General features: G+C 39.6%; 20 protein-coding genes and 3 riboswitches. Of the genes, 17 read left to right on the top strand and 3 right to left on the bottom strand.

Annotated features, from left to right (window positions below; genetic code table 11):
* The first annotated feature begins 4 nt into the window (after window positions 1-4).
* From ureG to ACIQZI_RS16795, 7 genes are all read left to right on the top strand, one after another.
* Complete coding sequence (ureG, locus tag ACIQZI_RS16825; RefSeq protein WP_403074976.1) at window positions 5-616, top strand: urease accessory protein UreG; 612 nt, start codon at window positions 5-7, stop codon at window positions 614-616.
* 1 nt (window position 617) lies between these two features.
* Window positions 618-1,442 (top strand): urease accessory protein UreD, encoded by an 825-nt coding sequence (locus ACIQZI_RS16820; RefSeq protein WP_403074973.1) that lies wholly within the window; start codon window positions 618-620, stop codon window positions 1,440-1,442.
* 399 nt (window positions 1,443-1,841) lie between these two features.
* A complete protein-coding gene (locus ACIQZI_RS16815; RefSeq protein WP_403074971.1) occupies window positions 1,842-2,249 on the top strand; it encodes an SET domain-containing protein in 408 nt (135 codons plus the stop codon).
* Between the two features lie 171 nt (window positions 2,250-2,420).
* Window positions 2,421-2,585, top strand: a complete 165-nt coding sequence (locus ACIQZI_RS16810) for a hypothetical protein (protein WP_403074968.1) — start codon at window positions 2,421-2,423, stop codon at window positions 2,583-2,585.
* Window positions 2,586-3,306: 721 nt separating this feature from the next.
* A complete protein-coding gene (locus ACIQZI_RS16805) occupies window positions 3,307-3,963 on the top strand; it encodes a 5-bromo-4-chloroindolyl phosphate hydrolysis family protein (protein WP_403074965.1) in 657 nt (218 codons plus the stop codon).
* Window positions 3,960-5,018 (top strand): toxic anion resistance protein, encoded by a 1,059-nt coding sequence (locus tag ACIQZI_RS16800; RefSeq protein ID WP_403074962.1) that lies wholly within the window; start codon window positions 3,960-3,962, stop codon window positions 5,016-5,018. The genes ACIQZI_RS16805 and ACIQZI_RS16800 overlap by 4 nt, the downstream gene beginning before the upstream one ends.
* A gap of 396 nt (window positions 5,019-5,414) precedes the next feature.
* Window positions 5,415-5,909, top strand: coding sequence for an SEC-C metal-binding domain-containing protein (locus ACIQZI_RS16795; RefSeq protein WP_062184778.1), 495 nt, complete (start codon window positions 5,415-5,417; stop codon window positions 5,907-5,909).
* Between the two features lie 307 nt (window positions 5,910-6,216).
* Here ACIQZI_RS16795 and ACIQZI_RS16790 read toward each other — a convergent pair whose 3' ends face one another.
* From ACIQZI_RS16790 to ACIQZI_RS16780, 3 genes are all read right to left on the bottom strand, one after another.
* Entirely contained in the window at window positions 6,217-6,423 is a 207-nt protein-coding gene (locus ACIQZI_RS16790) for a hypothetical protein (protein ID WP_403074958.1), read from the bottom strand.
* Window positions 6,424-7,063: 640 nt separating this feature from the next.
* Entirely contained in the window at window positions 7,064-8,710 is a 1,647-nt protein-coding gene (locus ACIQZI_RS16785; RefSeq protein ID WP_403074956.1) for a PAS domain S-box protein, read from the bottom strand.
* A gap of 183 nt (window positions 8,711-8,893) precedes the next feature.
* Window positions 8,894-9,379, bottom strand: coding sequence for a QueT transporter family protein (locus ACIQZI_RS16780; protein ID WP_062184768.1), 486 nt, complete (start codon window positions 9,377-9,379; stop codon window positions 8,894-8,896).
* Between the two features lie 6 nt (window positions 9,380-9,385).
* Window positions 9,386-9,430: riboswitch (PreQ1 riboswitch) on the bottom strand.
* Window positions 9,431-9,595: 165 nt separating this feature from the next.
* On the opposite strand from ACIQZI_RS16780, the gene ACIQZI_RS16775 reads away from it, so the two are divergent.
* The 10 genes from ACIQZI_RS16775 (at window position 9,596) to ACIQZI_RS16730 (ending at window position 22,214) form a co-directional block, all read left to right on the top strand.
* Window positions 9,596-10,075, top strand: a complete 480-nt coding sequence (locus tag ACIQZI_RS16775; protein WP_403074952.1) for a YbaK/EbsC family protein — start codon at window positions 9,596-9,598, stop codon at window positions 10,073-10,075.
* A 435-nt stretch (window positions 10,076-10,510) separates the two neighbouring features.
* Window positions 10,511-10,617, top strand: a riboswitch (SAM riboswitch).
* 273 nt (window positions 10,618-10,890) lie between these two features.
* Window positions 10,891-11,002: riboswitch (SAM riboswitch) on the top strand.
* A 193-nt stretch (window positions 11,003-11,195) separates the two neighbouring features.
* A complete protein-coding gene (locus ACIQZI_RS16770) occupies window positions 11,196-13,160 on the top strand; it encodes an acetoacetate--CoA ligase (protein ID WP_403074949.1) in 1,965 nt (654 codons plus the stop codon).
* Window positions 13,157-14,326, top strand: coding sequence for a thiolase family protein (locus ACIQZI_RS16765; protein WP_403074947.1), 1,170 nt, complete (start codon window positions 13,157-13,159; stop codon window positions 14,324-14,326). The genes ACIQZI_RS16770 and ACIQZI_RS16765 overlap by 4 nt, the downstream gene beginning before the upstream one ends.
* Entirely contained in the window at window positions 14,323-14,745 is a 423-nt protein-coding gene (locus tag ACIQZI_RS16760) for a Zn-ribbon domain-containing OB-fold protein (protein WP_403074944.1), read from the top strand. Before ACIQZI_RS16765 ends, ACIQZI_RS16760 begins: the two co-directional genes overlap by 4 nt.
* A 31-nt stretch (window positions 14,746-14,776) precedes the next feature.
* On the top strand, window positions 14,777-16,099 hold the full coding sequence (locus ACIQZI_RS16755; RefSeq protein ID WP_403074941.1) for an MFS transporter: 1,323 nt from the start codon (window positions 14,777-14,779) through the stop codon (window positions 16,097-16,099).
* A gap of 861 nt (window positions 16,100-16,960) precedes the next feature.
* On the top strand, window positions 16,961-18,253 hold the full coding sequence (locus ACIQZI_RS16750; RefSeq protein WP_062185117.1) for an ABC transporter substrate-binding protein: 1,293 nt from the start codon (window positions 16,961-16,963) through the stop codon (window positions 18,251-18,253).
* A 288-nt stretch (window positions 18,254-18,541) separates the two neighbouring features.
* The gene (locus tag ACIQZI_RS16745; RefSeq protein WP_403074938.1) at window positions 18,542-19,402 is read left to right on the top strand and encodes a carbohydrate ABC transporter permease; all 861 of its coding nucleotides are present in this window, start codon (window positions 18,542-18,544) and stop codon (window positions 19,400-19,402) included.
* Entirely contained in the window at window positions 19,402-20,220 is an 819-nt protein-coding gene (locus ACIQZI_RS16740; RefSeq protein ID WP_049679776.1) for a carbohydrate ABC transporter permease, read from the top strand. The genes ACIQZI_RS16745 and ACIQZI_RS16740 overlap by 1 nt, the downstream gene beginning before the upstream one ends.
* Window positions 20,221-20,438: 218 nt before the next feature.
* Window positions 20,439-21,161 (top strand): ThuA domain-containing protein, encoded by a 723-nt coding sequence (locus ACIQZI_RS16735; RefSeq protein WP_403074934.1) that lies wholly within the window; start codon window positions 20,439-20,441, stop codon window positions 21,159-21,161.
* Window positions 21,162-21,191: 30 nt separating this feature from the next.
* The gene (locus ACIQZI_RS16730; RefSeq protein ID WP_403075229.1) at window positions 21,192-22,214 is read left to right on the top strand and encodes a Gfo/Idh/MocA family protein; all 1,023 of its coding nucleotides are present in this window, start codon (window positions 21,192-21,194) and stop codon (window positions 22,212-22,214) included.
* Window positions 22,215-22,234 lie beyond the last annotated feature (20 nt).

Below are 22,234 nucleotides of genomic sequence, written 5' to 3'. Positions count from 1 at the left end.
CTTTATGGAACCTATAAAGATTGGGGTAGGAGGACCTGTAGGAGCAGGAAAAACGATGCTCGTTGAAAAGCTGACCCGGCAATTAGAAGGTGAGATCAGTATGGCGGTTGTAACCAATGATATTTACACCAAAGAAGACGCCAAATTTTTAATGCAAAATGGAGTATTGCCTGCTGACCGCATTATTGGAGTCGAAACAGGCGGTTGCCCTCATACAGCGATTCGTGAAGATGCTTCGATGAATTTTGCTGCCATTGATGAATTAATAGAGAAACATCCAGATGTTGAGCTTATTTTTGTTGAAAGTGGCGGCGATAATCTTGCGGCAACGTTCAGCCCTGAGCTTGTTGATTTCTCCATTTATATTATTGATGTCGCCCAAGGTGAAAAAATCCCAAGAAAAGGCGGGCAGGGGATGATTAAATCTGACTTATTTATTATTAATAAAACGGATTTGGCCCCGTATGTTGGTGCAAGTTTAGAAGTAATGGAGTCGGATACGAAGACTTTTCGTGGAAATAAACCATTTGTTTTTACCAATTTAAAGGATAATACGGGGCTTGACCAAGTCATAGATTGGCTTAAGAAAAATGCACTTTTAAAAGGGCTAGATTAAAATGAAAGTCTGGACAGGTGAATTACGTTTAGACCTTGAAGAACGACTCGGAAAAACTGTAGCAAAGAATGTATATTTCCAGGGCGCATTGAAAGTCATGCGCCCAGTATATCACGACGATTCTGGACAAGTTTGTTATTATATTTTAAACCCAGGTGGCGGCTATTTAGATGGAGATAGCTATCATTTGCACATTGCATTGGAGGAACAAGCCCGAGTAACCTTAACCACACAATCCGCAACAAAAGTTTATAAAACACCACAGTCATATGCCTATCAGGAAACAGAAATCTTTCTTAAAGCAGGCAGTTATTTAGAGTACATTCCCGATCCGTTAATTGCATATCAACATGCGCGTTATAAACAAAAAAATGTGATTCGGATGGAAAAAGGCGCTACATTCCTTTATTCGGATATTATTACCCCAGGATGGTCGCCTAATGGTGAACGGTTCAGTTATGATATGGTTCAATTAATCAATGAAATTTATATGGATGATGAACTGGTGTCTTTTGATCATATTAAGTTGAATCCAGCGACACAAAATATGGAGGAGCTTGGTTTCATGGAAGGATTTTCACATTTAGGTTCCATGCTGGTCGTTGGGGAACAAATGAGCCCGGATCTTCTGGATCGGTTATATCATGCCCTTTATTCGAAAACAGATGTATATGATATAGGTCTTTCTTTACTCCCTGTAAAAGGTTTTACCGTAAGAGTGTTAGCAAACTCAACACAAACTATTGAACGAATATTTACGGAGTGTCATCATTTGATCAGTGAAGAATGGTTTGGAACAAAGCCAAGTTTTCTTAGAAAATATTAATGTTTAAAGAAGTTGAGGCTTTATGCCAATACTTCTTTTTTGTATTAATGACATGAGGACGGGGCTTTGCGACTTATTAATAAGCCCTCTATTTAGTAGGTATATTTTTTTTTATTATAGAAAGCACTCCAAAATCCAGCTTCGCACCGCCACCATTGTGATGAGGTAAGTGTAGCGTGCTACATGATTGATCCTTCATGGTAACTGGTGGCATTTTAACGCCATGCAGGTTTTGTATGCGTTAGCAATGGCTACATATCCAGAATGTATTCAATTGGAAGTAGAGCTGATAGACGTTGGTTGAAAAGGAATAGAAGAAAATAGTTGCTAAATTCCTTTTCAATTGGCAAACTTAAGTAGATAGTGAACTCCATAGAAAAGAAGGCGAAGGTGACTTACATGATTGAGATAAAGACTTCCACACTCAGCGATGGGGAGTTCAATAGAGGGGTATTTGCAACACGTGATATAGCAAAAGGGGAGCTTGTACATGAGGCACCGGTTATTTCTTACCCGAATAAGGAACATGAACATATAGAGAAGACGTTACTTGCAGATTACGCGTTTGAGTATGGTGTGAACCACACTGCCATCCTCTTAGGATATGGAATGCTGTTTAACCACTCATACACGCCGAATGCAACGTATGATATTAATTTTGAGAACCACACGTTTGACTTTTATGCTTACACTGATATAAAAGCCGGTGAAGAGATCTTAATCAACTATAATGGCGATGTTGATGATAACGAACCACTTTGGTTTAATATGGAGAATGATGAAAGTAACAAAGCAGAAACGAACTGATAGAAAACATGTTAAATTGATTGGATTCATCGGTGGTTTTTGAGGAGAGAAAGTAATATATCTCTCAAGCGAGCATTAATTTCTCTTTTATATGAAACATTCTGGGATCTTCTCTGATTTATACAGTAGTTGGGCGGGAAAGACTCACACGTCTGCTTATTTTCCAAAAAAATGAAGGCATGGATTGCTTTAAGTGGAGACCAAGAGCCGATTCCATTTGATTTTACGAAATGGCTTGATGGACAAGATGTAGAGATTGACCGAATAACAGGTGAGATTGATATAGACATTCCGTTTTGGCACATGGATGAAAATTCGGACTGGTTTCAAAAGTGAATAAAATAATAGAGAAGATGAAGATACAAAGTGCAATCCGAAATTTGGATGGTGTCATGTATCTTCATTTTTTTCTTTTTTTTAGGTGATCTAAGGTTTGATGTTCGTAGTTAAGGAAATCGCAGGAAGGGGAATAATTGCAAATTTCTAGTTGGAATGACAAAAGTCCGTGTTAATTAATCGATTAATTAACACGGACGTTATTGGATTGAAGAGCTTGTGAATAAAGGGAAAGTAAAAAACGAGCTTCAGAGAAATATGTTGATTTAAGGGAAAAAATTTCTCGGGGAATATTTCCCTTTTTCGACAATGTAAGCCTCGGAATAGTTCCTAACATGATTATCGGTAGGAATCCGTCCAAGTAACTAAGCCTATCTTCCTGACAATGATTCACAAAAATACTTAGGCTAAGGTTTGTAGTGCTCGATGTACGTGAAAATAAAAACATAAAGTACCTTTCCTTATTGAATCAAAAAGTAGGATTTTATTTTTTCAAATGATACGCATAATAGTATCATTCACATTGTTTGTGTTTGAAGCAGTTTAAATGATTCAGGGCACTTATACGGTAAACTTAGTATACTTGGGCAGCTATGAGTTTTTATTAAAAATATTTGCAGGAATGACGTAAATCGTATATCGTTTAACCTATAAGAAATGAAACTTATTTATGAATGAAACGTATAAATAGAATAGAAATTATGTTAGGAGTGTCAATGCGATGAATCGGTTTGTAACCTCCATTATTGGAATAGTTATATCGAGCCCTATTGCCGTAATCATCTGGCCAATTAGTTATTTTGGATTTGATCAGTCCGTTTTCCTATCTACTCTTTGGTCTGTATTAGGTGGCGTTATTGTATTTGGAGCGAGTTCCATCTTCATGTCTGCCCGTTTTTTGAAGAAACATGGACTGAGTAGAAAAGAATATCAATATATCAAAGGCAATGTAAAAGAAGCGAAATCTAAAGTTTTTCGTGCTTGCAAAGCGCTATTATCGATTCGACATATTCCTTCTTTAAAGGAAAGAATTGAGCTTGTGAGGATGATTAGAAAGATATACAGCTTAACGAAAAAAGAGCCAAAACGGTTTTATCAAGCGGAACAGTTTTACTTCTCTCATTTGGATTCGACTTTGGAATTGGCGGAGAAATATGTGTTTCTAGCGGCGCAGCCGAAGAAAAATAAAGAATTAGATCTTTCGTTAATTGAAACACGGAGAACATTAGAGAAGCTGACGAAATCAGTTGAAGAAGATCTGTATGAAGTGATTTCGAATGATATTCAAGAACTTGATTACGAAATAGATGTTGCAAAGCAAACGATAAAAAACACGAAAGAATCGAGCTTGATTAATGGAAGCGGGAAATGGAAATGAGTGAAGGTGAAAAAACACTCGATCAGGGAAAGGAAGTACATCCTTTTGCTACAGAACTTCCGAGTGAAGGAAAGAAGTTAATAGATACCATTCCAGCAGAAAGCAGACAAAAGGCGTGTAAGATCGCCCAAGAATTACGATTGAATAATCGTCAGGCGCTAGTCACTTTTGGGATGCCTGCACAATCTAAATTGCTTGCCTTCTCGAATGCAATGCTTGACCAAGTACAGAAGCAGGATATTGGTGAAATCGGTGAAATTTTAGCTGATCTAATTGGGAAGTTGAATGAAGTGAACCCTGATGAATTGGCACCTGCTCGACGCCCCTTTTTTGCCCGGTGGTTTAGAAAAAGTCCAAAATCTTCACAGGAAACTGTGTCTCGATTTCAAAAGGCAAGCGCTCAAATTGACCGAATCAGTGTGAAGTTAAACCGAAGCAAGAACATCCTGTTAGCTGATATTGTCATGCTTGACCGCTTATATGAGCATAATAAAGAGTATTTTCATATGCTCAATATTTACATCGCTGCAGGGGAATTAAGGCTTGAAGAGTTACATGCCAACTCAATTCCAAACGCGGAACAAGTAGCGAAAATGGAAACGGACCTTTTAAAAAAACAAGAATTAGACGATATCCTCTCATATACAGATTTATTAGAAAAACGTGTATATGACTTGAAAATAAGTAGAGAAATTACTTTGCAAAGTGCTCCGCAAATTCGTCTGATCCAGCATACAAACCAATCGCTAGTTGAAAAGATTCAATCATCGATTATGACAGCGATTCCGCTTTGGAAGAATCAAATGTCGATTGCTCTCTCATTTTTGAGACAAAATCATGCGACAAATGCTCACAAGCAAGTCTCTGAAAAAACGGAGAATTTACTTGTGGCAAACAAAGAATTGGAGACACTTGCGCATACCCAAGATCGTTTAAAGTCTACACTTGCTGAAACATTAGTCATTCAAGCTGAAGGTAGCTCGAATCGCCAACATGTAGAACAGGAATTTCGGTCCATTGAAACGGAGTTAAAACAAAAGCTAATTGAAAGATAAAGTGAAACTTCAATCACTGGCCCCCCACCTACGCTTCTTCGATTCCTCTAAGCCTAACTGCTCGTTAATGCGGGATATTACAACCTGGATAAAAGGGAGAGGTACACATGCCTTTCTTTTTTTTTGTATAAATCCCTATAGGTTGAACTGTACAGCCGTTGTATTTAATATGAGCAAATGTACGGATGAAGTCTTTTTTCTTCATGGAGTTTTGTAAGTAATCATCGTGACTAGTTGTATATGGATTCAATGTGTAAATATTATTGATGTTTCCTTATGTCCGTAGTTTTTGAATGACAAACCATTTGCATAGATTTGGAGATAAATAGGTGACTGAATGTCAAATAGGAGATACAATACTAAAGCAATGAAATACTTTTATAGGATGTGTGAATAATGAGACCGATTAAAGCATCAGAAATAATAGATGGTAAAGCGATTAAGTATATAGATGTGTTTGGAGTACAGGATAATATTGCGTTGAAAAGTAGTTATGAAGGGAAAACCTACTGGATTTATGACTATTATTGCATGCATGCAGCTTGCCATTGTGATGATGTTTATCTGAAATTTATTGAAGAAGACGAGAATTCGCAAGCTACAGGGCGTCATTTCGGTGTGAGAAAATCGTTTAAAAACGGTGAAACGGTTATTGAAGATCGAAATCTTCCAGAACAGAAGGCAAATGAGATTGCAACTGAAGCATTAAACTATAGTCCTGAAGTTGTAGAGTTATTCAAACAACGGTATGCGCAAATGAAGTTGGAAGGTCATAATATCATAACAAAAGAGTCGAAGAAACCGATTATAAATGAGAATGTAATTGGAAGAAATGATCCATGTACTTGCGGTAGCGGAAAGAAATACAAAAAATGCTGCGGGATTGCATAAGATAACACAGAGGATGTTCCAAAAGAGTTAGAACCTAGAACTATTCTATACAGTTTAAATGAGGGTGTATGTAGAATGATAAACTGTGCAAAGAGTGTGAGGTCAAGATCTTTATGGGACATCCTCTTCAATATGTTTTATTAATGCATGTATCATCCTGTAGTTTGGCACCCCATCTTTTAAAACTGTTCTTTTTAATTTCTAAATAAAGTGAAACTTCCATCAGTAGGGGGTCTAACTGCCCGTTAAGCGTGGGAGAGAATTAAAATAAGCATCTGAAATATTTCAGATGCTTTCATGAATGGTATTAGTCATTCACTTTATTGTCAGTGGGTTTGTTTTTCGTGAATAGAAGACTTTTTCTTTTCTGTTTAATCTGTTGAGCCAGTGGCTTTAAATAAGGGTTGGCTTTTAATAAATCAGCCAACTGATCATCGTTGGGTTCGGATGATTCATCTTGGACGCTTACCTCTTCAAGTTTTGGTTCTGGTTTGTCGAATCGTTTCCTTTTCAATTCCTCTCCCCCCTTTTCATATAGACTATGATGGCTCTTAGAATTTTGTCCTTTCATTTGGTGAAAATAATTTGATTAAAATAGGTATAGTAGCTCTGGACTCACTAAGTTTATTGGCTGAAACAGAAGGGAGGATTGGAGAGGCCGTTCAAGTGGAACAGTGATGGGATATATTCACTTGCACGTTTCAGATATGTTAAAAACATAAAAACAAAAGAGTATCAGATAAAAGTGCTGAACAGGTCATCCACTATATCATTTATCCCGCTTAACCCCCCTGATTGAAGTTTCACATTATCTGACGTGTACATGACACAATAAATGGTGTATAGAGCGTGAGGTCAGAACCTTATGGGATAACTTCTTCTTTTGTTTTAATGATATTGTGATAAGTGCTGACAAAATGGAATCTAATTAATCGATTAATTAAAGGATCTTGAATCTCTTACCTAGTATGGAAAAGGGAGAATTGAAAAGTGCAATTATTGTAAGTGTTCCCCAAGAAATAATCAGAAATTTCGACAAGAATGTGAAGAGGATATTGAGATGAAACCGATCTGTTAGAAGTGGAAAATATATATATATAGGAAGCTCATATCACGAAACGCATGTTTATTCTGGCAACAAGAGCATTGGCTAATTATCCAATACTCTGTTGTGAATGACAATTAATTGGTAAACACAAATGCACTTCAGTACCTTTTCCAAGCGTACTTTCAAAGGTGATATTTCCACGGTGCGTTTCAATGATCCGTGAACTGACAGTGAGTCCGAGACCCGTACCTTTTTCCTTCGATGAATAAAACGGTTCCCCAAGATGCTTGATTCGTGCCTTTTCTATACCTTGACCATTATCCTTGACATTAACAGTCACTTGATCACTAGCTATAGAAAACTCGATTGAAACCGATGTTGCTGACGCCTCAATCGAGTTCTTAATAATATTGATGAATACTTGCTTTAATTGGTTTGCTTCACATCGTATTATTGGGATGGACTCGTTTCCTTTTATTGAAATGGAAGTTCCGTTCAAGTTCGCTTCAGGTTTTAGTAATGTCACGACATCATTCATTAGTATCACGATGTTATGCTCACTAAACTTCATGTCCTGAGGTTTGGCAAGGACGAGCAATTCGCTAACAATCAAGTTAATTCGATCTAACTCACTTAACATAATGGAGTAGTAATGCTGATATTCTAATTCATTGGATTTTAACAGTTGTACGAAGCCAATTAAAGAAGTAAGTGGATTTCTGACTTCGTGAGCAACACTTGCTGCCAACTCCCCAACGACCGATAATTTTTCAGTTTTTCTCAGAACTACTTCGGTTTCACGTATAAGTGTTACATCCTGTGCATAGCCAATGACACCGATAATTTGGTCATTTATTAGCATTGGAACGAGTGTAAAAGCAAGTAACACGGTCTCTTTGTGTTTTGTAAGAATGCGAATGTCTCCATATGTAATCCCTGTTTTGTTCTCAATGACTTCAGCTAATGATTGGTGCAATTTCTCCTTTTCATTTGAGTTTGCTAATACATCCATGATTGGAACACCGATGATATCGTCAAATCTCCAGCAAGTCACACTTTCAAAGCGCGGATTGACATTCGTAATGACCCCATCTATATCCATCATAAGCACAGGGTCAGGATTATAATCGAAGAGCGATTTATATTGCTGCTGACTTTGCAATAAATGCTGTTCAGCTTTAACCCGTTCCGTTATATCCCTTCCGATGACAACAAATGCTTTTCGTGATCCATCTTCATGAAAAAGAGGAACTTTTATCGTATCAAATGATTTGTGATTCCCATCTGGCATTGGGATGATTTCTTCACATCGAGTAACTTTTCGGTTTACCCACGTTTCCTCATCTGAAATCTCACAATACTCTAATGCATCTTTATAAAAATCCGTGTATTGAGCTAATTCACTATCTTTTTTTCCTTTATAATCTACATGCTCTAGCTGAAACAATTCAAGTCCAAACTTATTGGCCTCAGTCCAACGTCCTTGTCCATCTTTGAAATTAACAAAATCGGCCATTGAATGGATCAAAGTTTGCAGGCGTTCTTGTTCCTCTTTTAATAACCTATAGCTTTTTCTCTTTTTTAGAAAAAAATAGAGAATAGCTGCAGTAATAACAATAAAGGTAATCCCTTTGAATCGTTGAATCATAAGCAATTTTTGATAGGGAACATTTGTAATAGTAAGATACCATTCTGTCAAAAATAGAATGGATAAGCCGCAGAAAATGTATAGGCATATAATTAATTTTGACATGGGAGCTCTCCTTTGTTTGATGCAAAGCTTAGGATGAAAAGCCTCATATTAAATTTTAACATATGGAGCAATTGATATGGGAGAAACGCAAGAAAAGTGAAGGGGGATTTTATTTGATGAAGGCTAACTGGAGAGGGGAAAAAGTAAAAGGACCGCCAAGTTGCTTTGGCAATCCTTTTGAAATTATAACAGCTTATTAAAGTTTACACGTTTATGAATCGCATAGATTACTGGAATTCCAACTAACATGACAGCAAATTCACCTACAGCTGTTGTGAACCATGTGAATAGGAATGGTAAGTCTAATGCGAGATTCAGCTCAAGAGCAATCATAAACATTGTGAACGTAAACACAAGTGTATTCACCATCATTAACGCCAGTTTGTTTTTGATATATCGTCCAGCAAAGATGGTAATCAATAACGAAAGCACAGATTGACCGACTCCGAAAACTAAATCATACGGCACCATCGGTGAAAATAGTAGATTCGTTAAAAAGACTCCCATTACAATTCCATAAAAATACTTCTTATTGAATACGATTAAATGATTAAACATTTCTGATACTCGAAATTGAATATTAGTAAATCCAAATGGTTGAATCAAAAATGACACTGCAATATACAAAGCAGCTAAAATCGCATTAACGACTAGCGTTTTAGTTTTCATACATATCTCTCCCTAGTTTTTTTTCGTGGGATGGTTGCGAACCACGTAATCTAAGTTGTGCACTCGACTATCAATAGTACATTAGTTGGATAGGATGCGTCAATGGGGATATTCGGAAGTAAAGGATAGGTATAGCATATCAGTCATTCTAGTTGCTTTACTGTTGTAAGGTGTGTATCCTTTTAAATAAATTTGAAGCTGAGAGGATGAGTTTGGTTGGCAATTGAAAAGGTAAGAGCCCATTTTAAAAAGTATGATCGTGAAGATGATGTGAAGGAATTTGAAACATCAAGTGCTACAGTGGGCGAGGCAGCGGCAACGATTCAGGTTATTCCCGCACGTATCGCTAAAACGATATCGTTTCGAGGAGAAGGGGACAATGCACTATTAATTGTAGCGGCAGGTGATGCAAAGATTGATAATAAAAAATTCAAGAATCTATTTGGGTTTAAAGCAAGAATGCTTCCACCAGAAGAAGTTTTTTTGCAAACCGGTCACGAAATCGGCGGTGTCTGTCCCTTTGGACTAGTGCGTGATCTCGACGTTTTTCTTGACATCTCCATGAAACGATTTGACACGATATTCCCGGCCTGTGGAAGTACGAATTCAGCGATCGAACTTACATGTGATGAATTATTTCAATATTCAAATGCACTGGAATGGGTTGATATTTGTAAAGGATGGGGGGAAGAGTGAAGAGCTTTTTGAATTAATAATCGAAGTTAGAACCTATTTCTCGTTACTCGATACATATACGACCTTAAAATCCTCAACTTGAAAATTCATGATTCGGCCTGTGCGTGTAAACTGAGCTGATGACAAAATCCGTAATAATTAAGCGCTACTATGTTATCACTATTAAGAAAGAACAGGTTGTTAGAATTTTGTAATCTAACAACCTATTCGTTAGCTAGTAATTGAATTCCCTTGTAGGATTAGCTTTTTGAACTTTAGATCAGCAATCCAATAAATTAGATAAGCAGAAGTAATGAAAAAGAAAAAGACAATCAAGAATGAAAAGTATAAAGAAAGTATAGTCCCCAAATGCAACTCAGGAAAATCTTTAGTTCAACTTATATAGATGGTTGGAAAAGAGTACGATCAGCAATAGAGATTAATTGAACGATTTTCTTCTTATCAAGGGTGGCGGAGGGACTGACCCTGTGATGCCTCGGCAACCAGCTTAGTTATGCATGGTGTCAAATTCAGAGGAAGTAAGACGATTCTGAAGATGGGGAGGTGGACGAATGCTGATTATGCTTATTCACGCATCCCTTTCGCTCATCATGGGCGGAGGGGATTTTGTATAAAAAAAGCATGCCAATCCCTTAGCTCTCACTAGTTAGAGTCATTTCTAGAAGTGGACATGTGAGAATGAATATTAGTGCGATGATTCTAAATTGATAAATTTTTCAGAATTTTTATTGACTTTAAAAGATAATTATTCTATAATCTGAATAAAGTTATTAAATTGACGTATTAACGCATTGGTGCGTTATCTAAATAAATATTACTTATCCAGAGTGACGGAGGGAACAGGCCCGATGAAGTCCGGCAACCTTCAAGTGAGAACTTGAAAAGGTGCTAAATCCTGCAGGTATGAATATGCCTGAAAGATAAGATGAGCACCCCTCTTCTTATGATGAGGGGTTTTTCATTTGAGTCATACAGGTATGATTTAGGCTATATAAAAACATTAAACATAGTAATCTTATAGAATTTATGTAATTTATAAAGAGTAAATGGTGAAAAAACCTTACATAAAACAATCAGAAAATAGTGCATGACTGATTCTTAGTTAAAGGAGGAAAAGATCTTGATAAAAGAAAACAGTTTATTGAAATCAAACATACTATGGGAACCGAGTGAAGAATGGATCACAAAATCTAATTTGACGGAATTCTCGCAACAAGTTGAATTCCCACTCTTACCTTATGAACGTTTTCATCGTTGGTCAGTGGCCAAACCTGAAGAGTTTTGGTCAGGAGTCTGGGATTTTGCAAAAATCATTGGAGAAAAAGGCGAAAAGGTGTTCACTCCTCCAACCGATGGCGGCATGATAGGTGCCCACTGGTTTCTAGAAGCTCAATTGAACTTTGCTGAAAACCTTTTACGTGGTGATGAAAAGCAAACAGCTGTGATTGTGGCCGGGGAAGACGGTGTTTCCCAATCCTATTCATTGGGAGAGTTGCGCAACATGGTGGCGCGAGCACAGGAAGGATTAAGAAATCTTGGTTTGAGTCGTGGAGACCGGGTTGCTGGAGTAATAACAAATGGAATTGAAGCGTTAGTCGCACTGTTAGCAACGACATCATTGGGTGCTGTATGGACTTCATGCTCCCCTGACTTTGGGTCACAAGGGATTGTCGATCGTATCGGACAGGTCCGGCCAAAGGTATTGATCGTCTCACTAGATTATCAATATAATAGTAAGTATTTTGATATCCGGGATAATATTAGTGCTGTGTGCGAGGTGCTTAAGGAAGTTTCCGCAATCGTAACATTGACAAAAGATACGGAGGTATCGATTCAACAAACAAAAAAAGTGTTGAGCTGGCAGGAATTGTGTCAAGAAGGGCCTGCTGTTCTTGAGTTTACGAGAGTTCCTTTTGATCATCCCTTATATATTCTTTATACATCTGGAACGACGGGGCTTCCGAAGGCGATTGTACATTCTGTTGGGGGAACGTTAATTCAACATGTGAAGGAACATCAATTACATTGTGACGTGAAACCGGGAGATGTAATGTACTGGTACACAAATACTGCTTGGATGATGTATCCATGGTTAGTATCGGGACTTGCAAGTGGTGCTGCCATTCTACTCTATGATGGATCGCCACTACGAAAAGATAATATCGGAATTTTATGGGAGATTGCTGAAGAAGCTGGCGTGACACATTTTGGGACGAGCCCGAAATATTTGGAAACTTTACAGAAAGCGGGATATTCTGTCGGTCAGCAGCACAATTTATCCCAGTTGCGCAGTGTTCTTTCATGTGGCGCCCCACTATCAGCTGAACAGTATGATTGGGTCTACGAACATATTAAGGAAGACATCATGCTGGCATCGATTTCTGGTGGAACGGAAATCATTGGTTGCTTCGTGATGGGCTCTCCCGTACATCCCGTTCGCCGTGGTGAGATTACATGCAAGGCACTTGGAATGGCCGTCGATGTACTTGATGAACGTGGAGTATCGGTTCTCCATCAAAAAGGAGACTTAGTATGCACAAAGCCATTTCCAAGTATGCCGCTTACGTTTTGGGGAGAAGACGGCGACAAACGCTACCACTCCTCTTATTTTACGGAAAGACCGGGAATTTGGACACATGGAGATTTAGCGGAACAAACGCTTGAACAATCGTTTGTCATTTACGGACGTGCGGATACAACGCTTAATCCCGGCGGCGTAAGGATTGGTACTGCTGAAATCTACCGTGTCTTGGCGCAAATCCCGGAAATAGAAGATTCAATCGTTTTCGGTCTACCAAATGCGGGTGATGAAGAAATCGTGTTGTGTGTGGTTATGAAGGATGGAGAACTAGATACTGAATTAGCTGACGTTATTCGGAAGAATGTACGTAAGAAAGCTTCACCACGACATGTACCACGTCGTATTTATAGTGTGGAAGAAGTACCTTACACGATAAATGGTAAGAAAGTGGAAGGGGCAGCACGATCCGCGGCAATTGGTCAAGAGATAAAGAACAAGGGATCACTTAATAATCCAGAATGTCTTGCGGATTATGGTACCTTGTCAGAAAGGAGCTTCGTATGATGGTGAAACGACGGGTTCCAAGATGTGCGATTGTAGGTATCGGAGAACTTGCACCGATACGTTATACAGAGGGCACTACAACATTAGGCTTAATTGCAGAGTCTGTGCGGCTAGCAGTTGCTGATGCAGGTCTTGAGAAAGATGCAATTGATGGTCTTTTAGTCGGTCCACAAGTAGGGGAAACACCTCAACATGTGCCGGCAACGGTAGCAGAATATCTTGGTATTCAGCCGACGATGTCGAATGTAGTCGATCTCGGTGGAGCAACTGGCGCGGGAATGTTATGGCGGGCTGCAGCGGCCATCGAGGCGGGAATGTGTGAAACGGTTGTCTGTGTGCTTGCTAATACGAATGAAAGAAGTGGAAATCCACGTTCACCTAATCGTAACCCGATTCGGGAATTCGATGTACCGTTCGGTGCATCAGGAGCCAATGTTTCTTACGCTCTGCTGAAGCAGCGTCATATGGCGGAATACGGATCGACGCAAGAACAATTTGCTTTGATTGCACACTGGGCGCGAAAAAATGCGCAACTTAATCCGAATGCGATTTTCTATGGCAAGCCGCTTTCCGTCGAGGAAGTCCTTCAGTCACCGCTCATTATTGATCCGATGCATTTATATGAGATTGTCATGCCAGTTGCCGGCGGTGCGGCATTCGTCGTCACCTCTAAAGATAATCTGCCGAGCGGGGGTCACGCACCGGTATATTTACTCGGAGCAGGAGAAAAGATCACGCATCGCGCAGTCAGCCAATCACCTGCACTCGCATCAGCACCATTGGCATATGCGATTTCAGCAGCATTAGAGCAAGCGGATGTAAGTGCGCAGGATATGGACTTATTGTCTTTATATGATTGCTATACAAGTGTTGTTGGTGTCACGATTGAAAATGCGGGATTATGCAAACCAGGCCAGTTCGGTGAATGGATGAAAGACCATTCATTCGGTCATGACGGGGATTGGCCGCTTAACACGCATGGTGGACAACTTGGGTTTGGACAGGCAGATCTCGCTGGAGGCATGTCACACATTATTGAAGCAGTGCGTCAACTAAGGAATGAAGCACACTCAAGGCAAATTCCCAATGCGCGTCTTTCGCTTGTTACAGGGAATGGTGCCACATTAAGTGAAGCAGCAGCATTGGTATTGGGGGTGGAATCATGAGCGAGCAGTTTGAAAACCTCGTCGTTCCAGGTCCTACGATCACAGCTGTTTCAAAGCCATTTTGGGATGCAGTAGCGCGAAAAGAATTCATTTTACAAAAATGTGCCGATTGTGAGAAATGGGTATTTTATCCAAGGGAGATATGTCCACATTGCTGGAGTAACCGTTTAGAGTGGACACCAGCCACTGGAAATGCACGCTTGAAAACATGGGGTATTGTTCATAGACCTGGTCATTCAGCTTGGTTGGAAGTAGCTCCATATGTCCTTGGCGTTGTTGAATTAGAAGAAGGTCCAACGATGCTGACTCATCTGTTGCTCGATCCCGATCAAGGTTTGCAAATTGGTTTACCGTTACAAGTGAGTTACACAAATTGCAACGACGTTTGGCTCCCTTTTTTCAAACGGAAAAGTGAATAAATAAAACATAATCAATAAAGGAGCGCATAAGATGTCCAAAAGTCAATTACAAAAGGAATCAATTATACTGGGCAGAGGCCTCTCCAAAGAACACCGAAAAGTAGCGCTCGCTAGTTTTATCGGGACCACGATTGAGTGGTACGATTTTTACCTTTACGGTACAGCAGCTGCACTCGTGTTTCCTGCATTATTTTTTCCTAATTTCGATCCATTATATGGTACATTAGCAGCTTTTGGTTCTTACGCAGCCGGGTTCATCGCTCGTCCGCTGGGCAGTATGGTATTCGGGCACTATGGAGACAGGCTTGGACGCAAGAAAGTGCTGACGATTTCCCTCTTGCTTATGGGAACTGCCACCTTCTTAATGGGGGTGCTCCCAACGTACCAAATGGTTGGATTATTGGCACCACTACTAATTAGTCTCCTGCGTATCGTTCAAGGATTCGCGATTGGGGGCGAATGGGGATCAGCTGTCGTAATGGCTGTCGAACATGCGCCGAAGGGGAAACGGGGACTGTATGGAAGTTTCCCACAAATGGGCGTTCCAGCTGGGCTCCTTTTATCAACAGCTGTATTTTCACTCGTATCAAATAACATGTCGAATGAAGCCTTTCTTACTTGGGGCTGGCGGATTCCATTTTTATTAAGTATCGTTCTTGTGCTTATCGGACTTTATATTCGTTTAAAGGTAACTGAATCACCTGTGTTCTTGGAAATAGTAGAAAAAAAACAACAAGAAAAACGACCGGTTGTAACAGTATTAAGAGAACAGAAAAAGCCTTTGTTTTTAACAATTGGGATGAAATTAGTACAGAATGCTGTGTTTTATATTTATTCCGTATTTGTCCTTACTTATCTCGTCACAACCCATCATTTTGATCGCTCGGTTGGATTGAATGCAGTAATGATTTCCTCGGTAATCGGATTAGCTACGATGCCACTTTGGTCGCATCTATCCGATAAGATTGGTCGTAAACCAGTGTATTTATTCGGAACGATTGCTTCTACGCTGTTCGTGTTTCCTTTTTTCTGGTTGATGGATTCAGGTTCCGTCATTTTGATCACGATTGGGATCGTGATTGGGTTGAACGTTTTGCATGATGCCGTATATGGACCGCAGGCGGTATATTACTCCGAGCTCTTTAGCACAAAAACACGTTTAAGCGGAGCGTCGATCGGCTACCAAATCGGAGCGATTCTGGCAGGAGGATTTTCGCCGATTATTGCGACTGCTTTGCTAGCAAAATTCGATGGACAGTACTGGCCAATCGCCATTTATCTTGTTGCACTTGGAGTGCTTAGTATTATTGCGACTCTATATGCACGCGAAACGTATCGTGATTCACTAACCTAATCTAATCATATGTATGTAAGAAATATGAGATATAAGGATGACTCTATTGAGAAAAGTTATTTTGTTAGATGGTGTTCGTACACCAATTGGTCGATTTAAAGGGGTGTTTCACACAAAATCAGCTCGGGAGTTAGGGGGGAGTGCCGTTTCCGAGTTGATTCGTCGTCATCCTGAAGCAGTTCATCTTCATAATTCATACCACTGCTTTTTGGCTAACCTTCACTCCTTGGTGTTGATGACCTTTGGTTATATTTGGACTACCATAAAGACCTCTAGACCCTAAGAAAGATGTTTTGACTTGCCGCACAAGGGTTTATGACATTTTACACTCGGACTTTCGGGACGATCAAGCCACTTATAATCGCCGATTCGTGAAACACCCAGCACATTGGACATCTTCTTCACACGGTAATGGAAGCGATTCTCATAGATAAATGAGAAGATTACCGATGGTCTTTCAATCTGGCGAAACCATGCTTTCTTCTTTATCGGAAGCGGATATTCGGGAGATTTTGTCGATATAAATAAAAAGAGAATGCCGCTTAAAGTTGGCATTCTCTTTTATTTATATAAAATTGGGGGCCCCCTGTTCAAAAATAGTTCTGCTTTCTTCCAACCAGGGAAAAAATACAAAAAACAAGCCACTTCGCTACTTTTCGTCATTGAATGGGAAAAAATATATAAATTTACAATGAAAACGCTTTTATTTTTAGGGAATACAGTGTAGAATGGTGGAGAATAAAATGCAATTTGAATAGATAGATTGATAGGGGGCGTTTAAGAGAAACGATTCTATTTATTTATTCATTTGTGCAAACGGTTTCACTCGTTGTTTTTTGTGAGAAATACATGAAAAAGGGGATGGGTTCATTGAAATTGAAGAAGGTCACAGGCATTGCCTCAGCGGTATTAGCGTCATCGTTATTCTTAGCAGGATGCTCTTCATCCGATAAAGCCTCTGGGGATCAGATTACATTAGACGTTTTCCAATTTAAAGTAGAATTCAAGAATCAATTTGAAGAATTGGCGAAGGCTTATGAAGAAGAGAACCCTGATGTGAAGATTAAGATTTCTACAGTAGGTGGCGGAAATGATTATAAGCAATCTTTAATTACGAAGTTTACTTCGAAAGAAGAGCCGGCCATTTTCAATGTCGGCGGGCCGACCGATGTTGAACAGTTTGGCGATCGTTTGACAGATTTAAGTGACACAAAGGCAGCAAAAGCAGCTTTGGATGGCACACTTGATGGTGTAACTATAGATGGTAAAGTACTTGGCTTACCATTTAACCAAGAGGGGTACGGATTTATTTATAACAAACGTATTTTTAAAGAAGCTGGCATTAACGCTGAAGAGCTTACCTCTTATGAAGCGTTGAACAAAGCGGTTGAAAAATTGGATGCTAAGAAGAAAGATTTGAAAATCAAAGCGGTATTTGCATTCCCTGTTAAGGAAAAGTGGGTAACAGGTAACCATCTTTCCAATGTTTTCTTAGCTTCCGAATTCGATGGAAATGTAATGACTGCCTATGAATCTCCAACTGTTGCTTTTACAAAAGGAGATCAGCTGAAGCAAATGATTGATCTACAAAATGAGTTTTCTGTACAGCCGACAACAAGCCTTGATTATTCCCAACAAGTGGAGGAACTTTTCTCACTTGAACAAGTAGCCATCATTCAGCAAGGTAACTGGGTGTATAACACCGTCTTAGACATGGATCCAGAGCTAGCAGAAAAAAATATTGGTATCATTCCAATTCCTGTAGATGGTGAAGCAAAAATGCCGGTCGGCGTACCGAATTATTGGGCGGTTAACAATAAGGTAGATGACGCAGTAGCAGAAGAAGCGAAGAAATTCCTAGATTGGATGTACACTTCTGATACTGGTAAACAAGCAGTATTAGAAGACTTTAAATTTATTCCTGCTTATGAAGGATATGATTCTTCGAAAATCGCAGATCCGCTATCAAAAGAAATCTATGAGTATTCAGCAGAAGGAAAGACAATTGGCTGGACATTTACAGGTTCCCCGGTTGGTTGGAATGAGGACCAATTCGGAGCAAGCGTACAAGCTTATGTATTGGGAGAAATGACGTGGGATGAATTGGTTCAAAAGAATATCAAAGCCTGGGAAGATATTCGAAGCGGTAAATGATTAAGCGGTTTGCTAAATCCTAACAGGAAAAAGTGAAGCTTTACCAAAGTGGGTATTCGATTAACTTGGTAAACAATTCAGTGGTGGAGTGGACATTCGACCAAGTAATTAACTGCGGATGGGCTGCTCCACCTTTTTGAACACGCACTAATATGTGTTTTTTTATCAGCTATTGTATCTAGCGTAAGCAGCCTAGCTCCCCGAGGTCACAAGTAACCCGGATCCAGAGAATGAAAGGAAAACTTCTGCGTGTCTCGGCTTACGCTTTTCAAAAAGGAGGCGTTTCAAATGAAAAACCGAGATTTATCATTTTGGCTATTTTTAGCTCCTGTGCTCGTCGCAATCCTCATCGTTGTGATTTACCCATTACTGACCGGTCTATATTATTCATTTACGAATTGGGACGGTCTTCGTATCTCGAAGTTTGTTGGATTAGACAACTATATCAAATTATTTCACGATAAAGAGTTTGGGGATGCATTCTGGTTTACAATTAAATTTTCCATTGCGGCCATTATTGTCATCAACATTATTGGGTTAGGGCTTGCGTTAATTGTGACTCAGCATATTAAGACAAGCAGTTTTCTACGTACGGTATTCTTTATGCCCAACTTAATAGGCGGCTTGATTTTAGGATTCATCTGGCAGTTCATTTTTACAAAGGCATTTGCTTCGATAGGCGAGTCGATTGGGGTTGAGGGTTTGCAAGGATGGCTTTCAACAACGGAAACTGGTTTTTGGGGCCTGGTCATTTTGACATCCTGGCAAATGGCGGGATATGTCATGATTATTTATATTGCTTATCTGCAATCTGTACCAGAAGAATTGATTGAGGCGTCGCAAATTGATGGAGCGAATAGATTCCAGCGCTTCCGAAACATTACAGTTCCTATGATTGCGCCGGCATTCACGGTTAGCTTATTTCTTACATTGTCAAATTCGTTTAAAATGTATGACCAAAACTTGTCACTAACAAACGGTGGGCCATTCAATTCAACGCAAATGGTTGCGATGGATATTGTAAAAACGGCCTTTACAGAAAATTCAATGGCGTATGCACAGTCTAAAGCGATGATCTTCTTTGTCACAGTCGCAGCTATTTCCTTGCTGCAAGTGTACTACAACAAGAAAAAGGAGGTTGAATTATAATGTTCAAAAACCGCAGACTCCTCCTTCTGGAAATTATCGGAATCCTTTTAGCGTTCGTGTGGCTTGTGCCATTTTACTTAATGGTAGTCAATGCATTCAAAACAAAACGTGATATCTTCGCAGATACGCTAGGTCTACCTGAAGAATGGACATGGGACAACTTTGTGCAAGCGTTTGTACAACTTGGCTTTATTAAAGCTTTTGGTAATTCATTGTTCATTACAGCTGTCAGCACAATAATTATCATCATTTGTTCAGCTATGGCAGCGTATGCATTATCAAGAAATAAGAGCAAGCTTAGCACGGTGATTTTCTTTATGTTTGTAGCTGCAATGCTGATTCCTTTCCAAGCGGTTATGATTCCGCTCGTATCACAGTTTGGTCAACTTGATATGCTGAACCGCAGCAGTTTGATTTTCATGTATTTAGGATTTGGAGCGAGTCTATCCATATTCCTTTATCACGGGGCATTAAAAGGGATTCCGGAATCGTTAGACGATGCAGCAAAAATTGATGGTTGCAATAAATTTCAAACATTTTGGTACATTATTTTTCCACTATTAAAACCGATGTCGGTAACGGTCGGAGTATTGAATGTAATTTGGATTTGGAATGATTATCTATTACCATCCCTCGTTATTGGAGGAAATGGGACGGAAACCATTCCGCTTCAATTATTCTTCTTCTTTGGGCAATATACGAAACAATGGCATCTTGCGTTAGCAGGATTATCGATTTCCATTTTGCCTGTTATTATTGGGTATTTCTTTGCCCAAAAACAAATCATTAAAGGAATTGCAGATGGAGCGGTGAAATAATAGGAGTCTCCTTATTATTCCGCGTTTAACGGGCAGTAAGACCTCCACCTCAAGCTTATGAGGTACAAAGAAGCTAGGTGGAGGACAACTCTGCCCGTAAAGGTTCGATTGATTCAACTAACCATCAGTGGGGGATGACGAAAACCTCCACTGATGGAAGTTTTACTTTATCTTTAATGTAGAAAAAAGTGAGAGATATAACAAAGGAGTAGATGAAAATGAAGGTAGTTGTTTGGAACGAATATCGTCACGAAAAAACCAACCCGATTGTTGCTGAAGTGTATCCTGATGGGATTCATCAAGCAATTGCGTCTTTTTTGAAGTGTGAGACTCGAGATATTGCGACCGCAACGCTTGATGAAGAGGAGCATGGATTACCGGATCATGTTCTTTTGGAAACGGATGTTTTAATTTGGTGGGGACATACGGCCCATGACGAGGTATCCGATGAAATCGTAGAAAAGGTGTACGAGCGTGTTCTTAATGGTATGGGATTAATCGTATTACATTCTGGACATTTTTCGAAAGTGTTTAAAAAACTTATGGGGACCTCATGCGATTTAAAATGGCGTGTGGCGGATGAGAAGGAACGTTTATGGGTCCTTGATCCAAGCCACCCAATTACACAAGGTATTGGAGAGTATATTGAACTTGAAAAAGAAGAGATGTATGGGGAGCATTTCGATATTCCGGCACCAGATGAACTGCTGTTTATGAGCTGGTTCGAAGGTGGAGAAGTATTCCGAAGTGGATGTACATACCGTCGTGGAAACGGGAAGATTTTTTACTTCCGACCTGGTCATGAAACATATCCTACCTATCATCACCCTGATATTCAACGAGTGATTACGAATGCTGTTGAGTGGGTTAAGCCGGTAGAACGCGCTCGTCCTGTTTACGGAAATGCACAAGCGTTGGAAGTTATATCTGGAAAAAAATGAGAGAAGACAAATTGAAAGGGAGAGAGAATGATGAGTCTATTAAAAATTGGTGTAATCGGTTGTGGCAGTATCGCAAAGAACCGCCATCTACCAGAATATAAACTGAATAATTCTGCAGAAATCATAGCAGTTTGCGACATTGTAGAGGAACGGGCTCAAGAGATAGCGGAAATATATGAAGCAAAGGCATATACTGATTTTATTGAACTACTGAATAATCCTAGTATTGATGCTGTTAGTATTTGTACCCCAAACTATCTTCATGCTCCAATGACCATTGCTGCTTTAGAAGCTGGGAAGCATGTTCTTTGTGAAAAACCGATGGCGACATCACGTGAAGAGGCAGAGAAGATGATTGCTGCAGCAAATAAAGCCGGTAAGAAATTAATGATCGCCCATAATCAGCGTTTTGTAGATTCCCATCAAATAGCGAAGGAGATCATCGCAAGCGGAGAAATAGGGAAAGTCTATAGCTTTCGTTCAGCATTTGGTCATGCAGGTCCAGAGTCATGGAGTGCTGACGGTAAAGCTAGCTGGTTTTTTAAGAAAGATCAAGCATTTATCGGGGCAATGGGTGATTTAGGGGTTCATAAAACAGACTTGCTTCGCTATCTATTGGATGAAGAATTCGTGGAAGTAGCAGCATTTGTTAAAAGTAGTGCGAAGGAAAATAGCGATGTAGACGATAATGCCACCTTTATTTTGCAGACAGAAAGCGGAATTATTGGGACACTCGCGGCAAGTTGGGCTTATGTACAAGAAGATAACTCGACGATTATTTATGGTGAAAAAGCCATATTAAGGCTAGAGGATGACCCTGAGTTTTCTTTGATTATTCAACGAGCTACTGGGCAAGTTGAAAATCTGAGATTAGGAAAAATTCAATCGAATGAATCGGGCGGCCAGCATGATACACAGGTGATCAGTCAATTTATCATCAGTATTAATGAAGATAAAGAGCCACTCATCAATGGACTGGAAGGACTGAAATCGTTAAACGTCATCCTGGGAGCTTTGGAATCGAATGAAACGAAGAAAATAGTCCGATTATAAGTGCATGTTCAAAAAGGAGG

It is taken from the genome of Peribacillus sp. NPDC096379 (assembly GCF_044762875.1).
Classification (GTDB): domain Bacteria; phylum Bacillota; class Bacilli; order Bacillales; family DSM-1321; genus Peribacillus.
Note: the sequence above shows the minus strand (reverse complement) of the source record. Positions and strands in the feature narration are given on the sequence as shown.

Coding starts and splice junctions, on each gene's coding strand:
- ACIQZI_RS16735 (WP_403074934.1), top strand. CDS start 20,439: ATGAAGGTAGTTGTTTGGAACGAATATCGTCACGAAAAAACCAACCCG.
- ACIQZI_RS16740 (WP_049679776.1), top strand. CDS start 19,402: ATGTTCAAAAACCGCAGACTCCTCCTTCTGGAAATTATCGGAATCCTT.
- ACIQZI_RS16780 (WP_062184768.1), bottom strand. CDS start 9,379: ATGAAAACTAAAACGCTAGTCGTTAATGCGATTTTAGCTGCTTTGTAT.
- ACIQZI_RS16815 (WP_403074971.1), top strand. CDS start 1,842: ATGATTGAGATAAAGACTTCCACACTCAGCGATGGGGAGTTCAATAGA.
- ACIQZI_RS16785 (WP_403074956.1), bottom strand. CDS start 8,710: ATGTCAAAATTAATTATATGCCTATACATTTTCTGCGGCTTATCCATT.
- ACIQZI_RS16765 (WP_403074947.1), top strand. CDS start 13,157: ATGATGGTGAAACGACGGGTTCCAAGATGTGCGATTGTAGGTATCGGA.
- ureG (WP_403074976.1), top strand. CDS start 5: ATGGAACCTATAAAGATTGGGGTAGGAGGACCTGTAGGAGCAGGAAAA.
- ACIQZI_RS16755 (WP_403074941.1), top strand. CDS start 14,777: ATGTCCAAAAGTCAATTACAAAAGGAATCAATTATACTGGGCAGAGGC.
- ACIQZI_RS16820 (WP_403074973.1), top strand. CDS start 618: ATGAAAGTCTGGACAGGTGAATTACGTTTAGACCTTGAAGAACGACTC.
- ACIQZI_RS16750 (WP_062185117.1), top strand. CDS start 16,961: ATGGGTTCATTGAAATTGAAGAAGGTCACAGGCATTGCCTCAGCGGTA.
- ACIQZI_RS16810 (WP_403074968.1), top strand. CDS start 2,421: ATGAAGGCATGGATTGCTTTAAGTGGAGACCAAGAGCCGATTCCATTT.
- ACIQZI_RS16745 (WP_403074938.1), top strand. CDS start 18,542: ATGAAAAACCGAGATTTATCATTTTGGCTATTTTTAGCTCCTGTGCTC.
- ACIQZI_RS16795 (WP_062184778.1), top strand. CDS start 5,415: ATGAGACCGATTAAAGCATCAGAAATAATAGATGGTAAAGCGATTAAG.
- ACIQZI_RS16730 (WP_403075229.1), top strand. CDS start 21,192: ATGAGTCTATTAAAAATTGGTGTAATCGGTTGTGGCAGTATCGCAAAG.
- ACIQZI_RS16800 (WP_403074962.1), top strand. CDS start 3,960: ATGAGTGAAGGTGAAAAAACACTCGATCAGGGAAAGGAAGTACATCCT.
- ACIQZI_RS16760 (WP_403074944.1), top strand. CDS start 14,323: ATGAGCGAGCAGTTTGAAAACCTCGTCGTTCCAGGTCCTACGATCACA.
- ACIQZI_RS16805 (WP_403074965.1), top strand. CDS start 3,307: ATGAATCGGTTTGTAACCTCCATTATTGGAATAGTTATATCGAGCCCT.